General features: G+C 46.5%; 8 protein-coding genes. 3 read left to right on the forward strand and 5 right to left on the reverse strand.

From position 1 onward, the window contains the following. On the forward strand, positions 1-793 hold a 793-nt coding region (locus A4R26_RS21290; RefSeq protein WP_133054747.1), incomplete at its 5' end, for an AAA family ATPase. After that, positions 786-1,418, forward strand: coding sequence for an RloB family protein (locus A4R26_RS21295; RefSeq protein WP_081168185.1), 633 nt, complete (start codon positions 786-788; stop codon positions 1,416-1,418). The genes A4R26_RS21290 and A4R26_RS21295, both read left to right, overlap by 8 nt. Before the next feature lie 77 nt (positions 1,419-1,495). On the opposite strand, the gene A4R26_RS21300 is transcribed toward A4R26_RS21295, so the two are convergent. Then, positions 1,496-3,982 (reverse strand): glycoside hydrolase family 95 protein, encoded by a 2,487-nt coding sequence (locus A4R26_RS21300; protein WP_081168188.1) that lies wholly within the window; start codon positions 3,980-3,982, stop codon positions 1,496-1,498. 255 nt (positions 3,983-4,237) lie between these two features. Between A4R26_RS21300 and A4R26_RS21305 the strand changes: the two genes are divergently transcribed. Beyond that, complete coding sequence (locus A4R26_RS21305) at positions 4,238-4,900, forward strand: peroxiredoxin family protein (RefSeq protein ID WP_081168192.1); 663 nt, start codon at positions 4,238-4,240, stop codon at positions 4,898-4,900. A gap of 46 nt (positions 4,901-4,946) precedes the next feature. On the opposite strand, the gene A4R26_RS21310 is transcribed toward A4R26_RS21305, so the two are convergent. From A4R26_RS21310 to A4R26_RS21325, 4 genes are all read right to left on the reverse strand, one after another. Further along, positions 4,947-6,458, reverse strand: coding sequence for a glycoside hydrolase family 32 protein (locus tag A4R26_RS21310; protein ID WP_081168195.1), 1,512 nt, complete (start codon positions 6,456-6,458; stop codon positions 4,947-4,949). A gap of 41 nt (positions 6,459-6,499) precedes the next feature. Beyond that, positions 6,500-8,206, reverse strand: coding sequence for a RagB/SusD family nutrient uptake outer membrane protein (locus tag A4R26_RS21315; RefSeq protein WP_081168200.1), 1,707 nt, complete (start codon positions 8,204-8,206; stop codon positions 6,500-6,502). A 22-nt stretch (positions 8,207-8,228) separates the two neighbouring features. Then, entirely contained in the window at positions 8,229-11,366 is a 3,138-nt protein-coding gene (locus A4R26_RS21320; protein WP_081168203.1) for a SusC/RagA family TonB-linked outer membrane protein, read from the reverse strand. A 62-nt stretch (positions 11,367-11,428) separates the two neighbouring features. Then, the gene (locus A4R26_RS21325) at positions 11,429-12,370 is read right to left on the reverse strand and encodes a PfkB family carbohydrate kinase (RefSeq protein WP_081168206.1); all 942 of its coding nucleotides are present in this window, start codon (positions 12,368-12,370) and stop codon (positions 11,429-11,431) included. Between the last annotated feature and the right edge of the window lie 61 nt (positions 12,371-12,431).

The raw sequence follows: 12,431 nt of genomic DNA on the forward strand, positions 1-12,431 counted from the left end.
GGAGGCGAATACCATCTGGAACAATACAGTTTTAGGAGGTTTTCTTAAAACCAATATTGAAAATAATGAATTAAAGGAGGTTACGGAATGGTTCTCATCATATTTGAGACCTTTAGTTTTTTCCAGAACTGAATTAGAAAGTTATATTACAGTAGGAATAGATAAAGGGGAAATAAATAAAACTACAATAATTGAAATACTAAAGAAAGCCGATCTTAATATTTCTGACATAATTATAGAAGATGATACTGTAGCAATATCCGACAAAATAATTAAAGTATTCGAAGCATTTGACATCTCCAATGATGTGGTGGAAAGATTAAAAAGCGCTCCTTTAAAAAAATTACAATTCGAACATACTATTAATAACAGTAAGTATTTCCTTCCTTTTAATCTGGAGTCACAGGGAACACAAAGATATTTTGGCTTTGCAGGCTTATTAAGCCTGTTATTATATCATCCAACCTTTATCCCTATCGATGAGCTCGAGTCCTCATTGCATCCCGATCTCTATATGCATTTCATTTTATCCTTTTTAACAAACGCTAAATTTTCCCAAATATTAGGCACTACACACAATAGAGAAATCCTGAATAACAAAGATATTTTCAGAAACGACGCTATATGGTTTACAGATAAGACAGAAAACTGTTCAACAAAACTGTATTCACTTGCAGACTTCGACTCTTCAATAATCAGAGACACAAGTAACGTTTATAATGCTTACAAAATCGGTAAACTTGGAGGTGTTCCTCATTTGCAAGATTATTATTTAGACCTGGGTAATGAGTAGAACCAAAAAAAATCCTTTTACAAGCAAGCCAGTTTACGCAATTGTCGTTGATGGAGATTGTGAATCATGGTATATGAGCATGATAAAACGAAATGAGCAGTCGATTAAAGTAGACATTAAGCCGGAAATACCACAGAAGAAAAAATTAAAGGATCAATACGAAAGGGTACTTGAACTTTCCCGGTACTATGACAAAGTTATCTGGATCGTTGACTTTGATGTAATAAATAATGAGACGCTTAAAGCAAAAAGAGGTGCAAACACACCACTAAATGAATTCAAATCATATCTTGGAGCACTAAAAAGTTTAGATACCGTTTCTGTAATTGTAAATGTTCCTTGTCTGGAATATTGGTTTTTGTTACACTTCGAAATGACGTCAAAGTACTTTTCTAATTGCGAGGATGCAAACAAACAATTAAAAAAGCATCTAAAAGACTATGAAAAGTCTCAAAAATACTTTACCAATAAAAACAATGACATTTATTTAAAGTTAAAAGACCGGTTAAACACGGCCTTTGAACATGCCGAAAAACTCGAAGCCTTCGATATAAACAATCCATATAAAGGCGTGACGCAAATGCAAATTCTATTTGAACTTCTTGGCCTGAAAGAAGCCACATAAAATAATCAAAATCATCAATCAAAACAGGCAGAAAGTAAAATGAGGCTGCAGCCCCGCTTTACATTTCTAAAGTACGATCATAACGCCGTCACCACATATTTTTGCCCCTTCCCCGCCGGAAACACCAACACATACCCATGATCGTCTTTCTTCGATTTGATGTTCAATGATCTTATGGTAACCGGTGCGGCGGTTCTTACCTTACAAACCCCGCCCACTTTTGACGTTATTGCCGCTGTCGTCAGTTTATGGTCTTTCCAGTTCATGGCCACTTCAAAATTACCGCGTGCTTTTAAGCCGCTTACCGATCCTTCTTTCCAGGCGTCGGGTATGGCAGGTAACAAATGCAGTTCGCCTAAATGACTTTGCAGCAGCATTTCGGCCATACCGGCGGTGCCACCAAAATTGCCATCGATCTGGAATGGCGGATGCGCATCGAAGAAATTCGCATAGGTGCCGCCCCTTTTGAAACCGGTGCCTGAATTGCCCGTATAATACAATAACTGCCGCACCAGCGAGTAGGCATGATTGCCATCGAGCAACCGTGCCCAGAAATTGATCTTCCAGGCCTTGCTCCACCCCGTACCCTCATCCCCTCTTATCTCGAGCGTTTTGCGGGCCGCGGCCGCAAGTCCGGGGGTCGATACCGGCGCTATCTGCCGGCCGGGATGCAACCCAAACAAATGCGATACATGGCGGTGGTTCGGGTCAACATCTTCATAATCCTTATCCCACTCCTGCAAATTGCCCTTAGCACCTATATGCAAGGGATATAATTTCGCTTTTTTCGCAATCAGCGTTTCGCGGAAATCTTTATCTATACCCAGCACTTCGCCTGCTTCTATCAGGTTGGTGAACAGGTCCCAGATGATTGACATATCCATAGTAGTCGCAACGCCAATACCTGACGTCTTACCCTCGCCGTATTTGAAATCATTTTCAGGCGAAGTAGATGGCACCATAATGAGGTAACCGTCTTTTTCAACCAGCCAGTCCAGACAAAATGCCGCCGCGCCTTTCATCAGAGGATAAGCTACATTTTTTAAGAATGGGGTATCGCGGGTAAAACTGTAATGTTCCCACAAATGCTGGCACAACCAGTTACCGCCCTGCGGCCAGTTGGCCCATTTGGGATCGCCATCGCCTTTATTTCCTACGGGATTACTGGTTGCCCATATATCGGTATTGTGATGCGCTACCCAGCCGTTCATGCCATAAAACTCCTTCGCCGTGCGTTTGCCCGTAACGGCAAGGTCTTTCATCAGGTCAAACAGCGGCAGATGCGTTTCAGATAAATTCGTTACCTCCGCCGGCCAGTAATTCATTTGCGTATTGATGTTGATGGTATAGTTGGAGCTCCACGGTGCGCGCAGCTCTTTATTCCAGATGCCCTGTAAATTGGCTGGCGTACCGCCGGGCCGTGAACTGGACAACAACAGGTAACGGCCATAATTGAAATACAATTCCTCAACACCGGGATCGTATGCACCGCCTGAATATTGTTCAAGCCGTTTATCGCTGGGCAGCGATGTATTTTTGTTGGCGTTTGTAGTGTCTTTTATCTTAAACGAAACCCGTTTGTAAAAACGCTGGTAATCGGCCGCATGGCGGGCTAACAGGGAAGCGAATGACTGTTTGAGCGCTTTACCCAAATATCCTTTTGCCAGCTGGTGTTCATTTTTTCCGTCTTTATCCGGACATTTATCAAACCCGTTAAAACTGGTGGCCGCAGAAAGATACAATACCACTTCGCTGGCATTTTTTATGAACATACCACCGGCATCAGCGGTTACCGTTCCACCGGTATTGACGGCTTTTACGATCATTTCATACCGCATGCCGCTGCATTGTTCGCCGGTACTGTCTTTCCAGATGATGGGATTTTTATTCTTATTATAATAGCTGGGATCGGCATGTGCGGGTGCGTACCCTTTCATCACCAGTTCATTCTTTCCCACAGTGCCGATCACGGGCATCAACTGGCTTTGGGCGCCTACTGTCAGGTTCAACATACCTGGTTTGCTGGCTGACAACCGCACAACGATCACCTGGTCGGGGGCCGATGAAAACACCTGGCGTGTGTAGGTTACGCCGCCAGCAGTAAACCTGGTGGTGCTTATTGCATTTTTCAGATCGAGATCGCGGTAATACGCCGTTGTATTGGTATCGCTGAGTTGTTGTTTAATGAGCAGATCGCCCAATGGCATGTACGATTCAGTGAACAGACCCTGGATCTTTTTTGCCAGCGCGTTCGCCTTTTCAAAATCGCCATCCAGCAAAACCTTTCTTAATTCAGGCAAATGATTAACTGCATCGGGGTTGATGACTTCCGGCACCGGTCCGCCAGACCATAACGTGCTTTCATTCAACTGGATCAACTCTTCACCCACGCGGCCAAACACCATGCCGCCGAGGCGGCCATTGCCTACGGGCAGGGCTTCCGTCCATTCACGGGCCGGCGCTGCATACCAGAGTTTTTCATTATGATCCTGTGCGATCCCCGCAAATGGAATTACCCCCAGAAGAAAACAAATAACCAGCAAAGCATTCAACTTTTTATTCATATGGCAATATTAAAGAAGAAAGGAAGTTAGTCCGATCTGTAGTATATAGTCAAAGTTAAAGGCGCAGGCATTTCCATCATTCAACGAAAAAGATTATATTTTGCACAAATCCGACCTTTCAGGCATGTTCATGGAGGTATGCATTAGGGTAATGGCAATCAATACCGGCAAATGCTTCTTTTACCATTGAATATGTAAGCCAGCCGACATTTATTTGATTTTGTAGAGTATATATTGCGCTTTTATAAAAAAATTATGCAAAAAATGACAATCACTTTCAGAAGGAGTAATTTATCCGGCCTGGCAGTTGCAACCCTGCTCTTTGTTTTTATTTGCAGCAGTATACGAATAAATGCACAAACGGCTGCCGGCAACCCGGCAAAACCCGAGGATATAAGTCCGCTGCTGATCGGTGAAAAAATACCAGTAATACAAACACCGGACGCTAATGGAAATAATTTCGACCTGAACGCCGCTATTGCAAAGCAACCAACCATATTGATATTTTACCGGGGCGGATGGTGCCCTTACTGCAACAAGCAGCTTTCGGGTATTCAGGAAATAGAGGCCGAATTAAAAAGTTTGGGTTACCAGATCATTGCCATAAGCACGGACAGCCCCGACAATTTGAAATCGTCACTTACAAAAAATAAACTGGCGTATACGCTGTTATCAGATGCCGACCTCAGCATATCGAAGCAGTTTGGGCTTGCCTACCAGGCACCTGCCGCTTACGATAAGTTGTTGCCCGTATCTTCAGGCGGAAAGAACCAGGATAAGTTATTACCGGTACCTTCTGTTTTCTTTATCAGCAAAAAAGGGGTTATCAGGTTTGAATATATAAATGTAGATTTCAAACAACGCATCAGTTCCGACCTGTTAAAGGCGGTTGCAAAGGTTGTTTTGAATGAAATGTGATTATACAGGTGTGGCACACTTTCAAAGTGTGCCACACCTGTTACGCTTACCAGATACTTTTCAAACTACTTACCGTTAACTTTTTTATTGTTACATTCTCCGGCGATTCAATACGGATGTGCGTGAATGGTTTGGTTGGAAAATAAATAGACGTCATGACCGTTAAGCCGCTATCGGCAAACATTTCAACCGAATTCACATCCAGGATCAATGAAAGATCCATACTGCCGGCTTTACTCAAACGCGGGGCTACATGCCTGGCCGGAAAGTCTTTCTGAAAATTGGTTTGCCCCGACCTACTGCGGTCGATATAATATTGCTGCTGCGCTTTATTATATCCTATGGCCACTTCTTCACCGGCATCATTCGACAGAACGATCGAATAATCGCTGTTCTTTTCGAAGTTCAGATCCAAACGGGCCGGGAATGTTATTTTGCCTGCCTTTGAAGCCACATCAAAAGATTTTTGCACCTGTATATTGTGCAGCACAACCGGTTTTGACTGGATCTTCTTCAATTCTGCAACCGGCTCCGACGCCACATACATTTCATTACCTGTTCGTTTCAGTTTTAACTCGCGGGCGATGGTCATTGCGTTTCGCCAGGTGGTAGCGGGCACTATATTCGCATAAAGCCAATTGCTCATCCAACCTAAAAATATTTTACGGTTACCGGTATTGCTCCACGTTATACCGGCATAATTATCGGGCCCGTAATCGATCCACCTTGTATTGGTATCTACGGGTGCAAACCGGCTGCCGTCGAAATCGCCTAGAAAATACTGCGTGGCAGAACCGCCGTTCGGTCCGCCGGGATTGATACTAACGATGAGCACCCAAACTTTTTTCCCATTGTCGTCATCGAGTTGAAACAGATCGGGGCATTCCCACACACCGCCATGCGCGCCCAGCTCTTTGCCAAACTCGCTTTCTTTCGTCCAGCCTTTCAGATCGGGTGATGAATAAAACGTAATGCGGTCTTTGGTGGCCAGCGTCATGATCCATTTTTTTTGCGGCTCGTACCAGCACACTTTGGGATCGCGGAAGTCGGTAATACCAGGATTTTTCAGCACCGGGTTGCCGGCATATTTCGTCCAGGTTCTGCCCTCATCGGTACTATAGGCAATACTTTGGTTCTGGAAGTTATTCCGCTTCTCTTTTTCTCCTTGCGGATCGTGATGAGTAAAGATGGCCACGAGGGCGTTTTTGCCAAAACCAGCCGTATTATTCTTATCAACCACCGCACTGCCGCTGAAAATATAACCCAGGCTGTCGGGATACAGGGCTATAGGCTGCTCCTGCCAGTGAACCAGGTCTTTACTGGTGGCATGCCCCCAGTGCATTGGGCCCCATATGGTGCTGTCGGGATAATGTTGAAAAAACAAATGCCAGGTACCGTTATGATATACCATTCCATTGGGATCGTTGGTCCATTTTTGTTTAGGCGAAAAATGGATCTGCGGCCGGTGCCGTTCATGATAGAGCTGCTGCGCTTTTGATGAACTGCCGCTGGCGATCATTATGCTCACCAGTGAAAAAAATACTTTCGTTTTAATCATATAACAAGTTTTAGAAAAAGCCGGTGACTTATGCTTTGTTCTCAGTAGCCCGGGTTTTGTTTATATAGTCCTTTCGTAAACGTGATCTCCGATTGCGGAATGGGCAGGTATTCATCGCGGCCGGCTGTAAATACAGCGGTAGCCAAAAATGTACGCCTGCTTTTTTCAGCGCTTATATAATCATTCAACACCTGTGCCGCAGTGCCCCATCTTACCAGGTCGAAGAAACGCTGGCCTTCGGTAGCAAATTCCAGCCGCCGTTCCCATTGCAGGGCGGTACGCGCATACGACTGGGTAAAACCCGCAGCAGGATAAGGCTGCATATTGTAATTCGATGCAAAGGTACCATCCATTTTCTTCAATCTTGCTGTACTGGCTGCCGCCCGGGCCCTGATCTGGTTTATAAGGGGCAAGGCATTACCAGGTTGCCCCAGTTCAATATATGCTTCCGCCTGCATCAGCAACACATCGTCGTACCGGATCACATCATAGTTTTTCGCAACGCCCATGAACGGGCCGTTTTTGAAATAAGACGAACTGGTAGCCAACTGCTGGTTCCGCATCGTATGAAAATAGCCATAAACGCCGGGGTCGCGCACCCAGCTGTTGCTGAAGAGTTTTGTGTTGTCGTATTTGTACACATGCCCGTCGATACCCACGGTATGATCGATGCGTACATCTACAGTTGCTGTGTTCAGATCGGGGATGGTGGAGTTGAAAGAATTGAATTTAGGCAAACCGCCCGCATCGGTTGTATAGGCATTAACGAGGTTCTGGCTGGCCGCATGAAAACCGCAGCAGCCATACTGGGGAGCGCCATGCGGATAGTTCAGTCCGTCTTCATAATTCAATCTTCCCGCGGTAGTGCCATCATTGATCGTAAACTGAATGGCAAATACCGACTCGGGCCCGTTCTCGGTTTCGGGTAAAAAGTTATCGGCAATATCGGCGCTTAATGCGTATTTGCCCGATGCAATAACCGACTGGCATAAGTCAACCACTTCCTGCAGCCTGGTCTGGTTGATGCTGATCACCTTATGTTGCTCATTCTGTTCATAGGCCTGGAAGAGCCGGAGTTTCGCAAGGTAGGCCTGGGCAGTGTATTTGTTTGGCCTTGCCTTATCGCTTTGGTTTTCGGGTAAATTATCAACCGCAAACTGCAGATCATCGGCTATCTTATTCCAGCTTGCTTCCCATGAAAGATCGTTCGACACGGTCAAAATATCTTCCGACGTGGCATTTTCATCGAACTGCGGAATGTTCTTATACAGGATCTTCATTTGAAAATAACTATGCGCCCGTAAAAACCGCAGTTCAGCCAGTCTCGATCTCTTTTGCGGGAAGCTGGCTTCAGTGAGGTCGTTCACTGCACGCAAGGCCACGTTTGCGCGGGAAATGGATTTGAATAAATTCTTCCAGGTGCGTGACACGAATGATTCCATCGTGGGGGTTACCAGGTTATAATGTTCCATGGCATCTACCTCGCCCACATCACCGGTGCCGCCGCCGCCTTTGTAGGCATCATCGGAACGCACACTGCCATATGCCCACATGCTGTAGATGGGGCCGATCATATCGCCATTACCGATAGAAGCGTAGGCCGCGGTTACCAGTCCATCAACGGCTGTTGGTGAAGTAAGGGCCGACGACGACAATACGCCGGTTGGGGTATACTCCAGTTGCTTTTTGCAGGAACCGAAAAACAACACGGCGCCGGCGATACAGGCTGTTATATATTGATGTTTCATTTCAATACTGATTTGTGGTTAATTAAAAAGATGCATTAACACCGAAGGTGAAAGTTTTGGGTACGGGTATGGGATCGAGATCGATCCTTTCGGGATCGGGGCTCTGGTACTTTTTGTTCTTAAACCAGAACAGGTTCTCGGCCATGGCAAACAACCGTAACGCCGTAAAGATGGACTTTGGTTTCACATTGTATCCCAGTTGCAGATTACGCATTTTGAAATAGGATGTGCTCACCATAAAGTAATCGGAAGTGCGGCCTTCGTTGTTATTGTCTTTGAGAGTAAGCGCCGGAATGCGGGAATTTGTGTTTTGCGGCGTCCAGGCGCTGAAAACACCGGGACCAACATTTTCGCGGCTTTTCATAAGGTTGTTGAATAAGGTATATACGTCGAACCCTTTTCTACCCGCAACGCCTGAGCCGAAGATCGAGAGGTCGAACTTCTTATAAGTAAGATCAATCCGCAAGCCATATTCCAGAGCCGGCAAAGTAGTACCGATCCAGGTTCTGTCGAGGTCGCTGATAAGTCCGTCGTTGTTCACATCTACATAACGAATTCTGCCCGGCCCCGCCCCGATCTGTGTGGGCGCTTTATTCACTTCATCCTGTGACTGAAAAATGCCATTGGTTTTATAACCGAAAATATCGAACTGCGAATGACCGATGATGGTGTTGATGAGGTTGCCTGCATAGGCCGGACGAACACTTTCGGGCAACTCGGTTATTTTATCCCTGAAGTGCGCAAAGTTCAATCGTACATCATAACTAAAATCGCCCGTTCTTTCGCCGTGGTAACCTACTACCAGTTCCCAGCCTTTATTGGTTTTTGAAGCGCCGTTCACCGCTTTTTGCTGCCCTTCGCCCAGGGCCGATGCAACCGGCGGCGTAATTAAGATGCCAGTGGTTTTGCGGGAAAAATAATCGAACGAACCATAGATCCTGTTCTTCCACAATGTAAAATCGATACCCGCATTTATTTCATACGTTGTTTCCCATTTAAGATCGGCATTCTGCGCCTGCGTTTGCACAAAACCCGAAGGCAGCGTGCCGGTATTGGCGCCGGAAAGCGAATATGCGGTGCCGATATTCATATATTGTTCCCAGAAACCTGCGGTAAGCTGGTTCTGCGTGGTACCATATCTGGTATCGAAAAGGCCAAAGCGGGCCAGGTCGCCAATCTGCTGGTTACCTACCCGGCCGATACCGGCGCGTAATTTGATCTCAGAAAATAATTGCTGAAACTCCATGAAACTTTCCCTGTCTAACCGCCAGCCAATGGAAGCAGCGGGAAAAACGCCGTAGCGGTTATTGGCGCCAAAACGGGACGAGCCGTCACGCCGGATCGTGAGTGCGGCGAGGTATTTATCGGAGAAATTGTAATCGATGCGGCCGAACAATGAATACAACCGGTTACCGGTTGAGCCGCCTGAAACGATGGTATTACCGGTACCGGCGCTCAGCGTGAAATATTCTTCGGTTTGAATGGCAAAACCCTCTTTTTTCGTATACTGGAAATTGAGATCGGTTTTGATGAATTCGGTCCCGGCGAGGAATTTTACATTATGCCGGTCATTGATATTCCAGTTATACCGCACCGTATTGGAGAAAGTATAACTGAGGTATTTGTTCTGATCGAGGGCAAGACTGTTGGTGGTTCTGTTGAACGCACCTTCGGTAAATGTGGGCAGAATTGTTTTATTGAGATACGTAGCATAATCAGCGCCCATCGTTGACCTGAAAAAAAGGTTTTTGACGGGTTGCAGTTCTACAAAGACACTTCCGAAGGTAGAGAGGCGGTTGGCGTTATCCCATCTTGACAAAAACTGCATGTGCAGGGGATTATTGCGGTCGGAGTATCCCCCACCCGATGCACCGGCAAAGGTGGCGCCATCGCTTTGATACACGGGAATCGTTGGCGCCAGCGTAACCGCGAGGAACGTGGTAGCAGCGCCGCCGATATCGCGCGCGGTAAGTGTTTCGTTCGAATTGGCTACGCGAACGTTTACACCAAACGTAGCTTTATTATCAAAAGCCCTGGTTATGGCATTGATGCTGCCGCTCATGCGCTCGTAACCGGTATACCGCAACATGCCGGTATTTTTCAAATAGCCGAGGTTCACTTCGAGCGATGAATTTTTATTACCGGCCGAAACGGTTAAACTGTTATTGCTGACGAGGCCGGTCTTATACATCACATCCTGCCAGTTAGTATTACCCGCGGGCGTAGCCGGATCACCGCCAACAAAAGGTTTAACGGTTACGCCATTCAGTATGGGGTTGTTGAAGTCGTTGTTCCAGTCGAAATCATATATTTCGCCGTAAGCGGAAGCCGGGTCCTGTTTATCGTTCACAGACGCCTGCCATAAGGCCTTACCGCGGTCAACCGCATTCAGCATCTTAAACCTGACAGATCTTTCTGACTGTGCCGATAAACTGGAATTCAGTTGAAAATTTACTTTTCCATTGGTATTGCCGCCGTTTTTCGTTGTAACGATAATAACGCCGTTTGAAGCACGGGAACCGTAAACGGAAGCCGCGGATGCGTCTTTCAACACCTGCACCGAAGCAATAACCGCGGGATCGAGATTTTGAAACACTTCCGGCCTGGTAGTGGGAATACCGTCGATAATATACAACGGGTCGTTAACACCCAGGGTATTCGATCCCCTGATGAGGATGCGCGAATTGGAGCCATTGGGCGAACCGCCGTTCTTTTCAATATACAAACCGGCCACGCGGCCCTGCAGCGCCTGCATGGTATTGCCGGAGCAGTTATTTTTCACCGGCGTTAGGTCTACCACGGCAACTGCGCCGGTAAGGTCTTTTTTCCGCTGCGTTTGATAACCTATCACTACAAATTGTTCCAGTTCTTTTTCACCTTCTTCGACATCGATGGAGAGCGCCTGTGCATTGGCGGGAATTTTGATCGCCGTGGTTTTCATTCCAACAAATGAAACGGTAACCAGGTCGCCGGGTGCGGCCTCGATGCTGAATTTCCCATTGGCATCGGTAACTACCATTTTACCATTAACGGCCACGGTAGCTCCTGAAAGGGGTGTGCGGCTGATCTTATTGACAACCTCCCCCGTAATCGTTTTTTTCTGGGCGTAGACCATTGCCGACATTAGTAAAGCGGCAGTGATCAAAAGCAATCGTTGCATAGTGTTAATTTTGGGTTGAAGAAAGTTATAAGTTGTAAGTGCTAAGTTGTAAGTTTTAAGTTTTAAGTTCCCGAAATAGGCTGCTGCGTGAACAATGCTTCGGCCCGGGAAAAGTTTTTAACTTTTTCGATCTCACCGGCATGATAATTCGGACAGGCGCCGGTATACGAGGCAATGAGCGCGCCCATGGCGCAGGCAAAGTCGAGCATGGCGGCCGGCGGCGCCGCATCGATCAGTTTTGACAACATACCGGCCAGGAATGCATCGCCGCTGCCAACGGTATCGGCTACCTGTATCCGGTAACCGGGGTGGCGGTAAATATTTCCATCCATATTCAACATGGCGCCTGATGCCCCGAGGGTAACCACAATGGTGCCGATGCCAAAGCGGTCCTGCAGCAACTGTACCTTATCAGCAACCGTATGTAACGCTGCATACCGGCCTGCGATCAGTTCCAGTTCTTCGAGATTCAGTTTTAAGATGTTTGCTTTGTGAAGTAATTGTTCAACGACCTGGTAGCTGAAATGCGGGGGCCGTAGATTTATATCCAGCACTTTGGTCTTTGCGGCTTCAAGCAAAGCGAACAGCGTATTGGCGGAGGTATGATTTCGGCAGGCAAGGCTTCCAAAAACCAGGTATTCCGAATCCTGCATAAGGGATGTGAATCGTTCATCCCAGATGATATGATCCCAGGCGGAAGGAAATACGATATCGTATTTCATTTCATGGCCATCACCGGCATGTGCGTATACAATACCGGTAGGATGATACCTGTTGGTGCTTATATAATCAGTGCTCATGCCCCATTGTGATAATAACGCTATCAGGCCGGCTCCATGCTTGTCCTTTCCCACACGGGAGATCAGGGTGGTATCACATTTGAGTTTATGTAAATGATAAGCCACATTCATTGGCGCGCCGCCCGGCCATTCGCCTGCCGGCAAAAGATCCCAAAGGAGCTCGCCATAACAAACCAGTTTTTTTGAAATTGTGTGATCGCTCATAATGAAATTATTTTAGGCTAAAGGCATAAGGCTGAAGGCTGAAGGCGGAACGCTGAACGCG

It is taken from the genome of Niastella populi, assembly GCF_002078015.1.
GTDB lineage: Bacteria > Bacteroidota > Bacteroidia > Chitinophagales > Chitinophagaceae > Niastella > Niastella populi.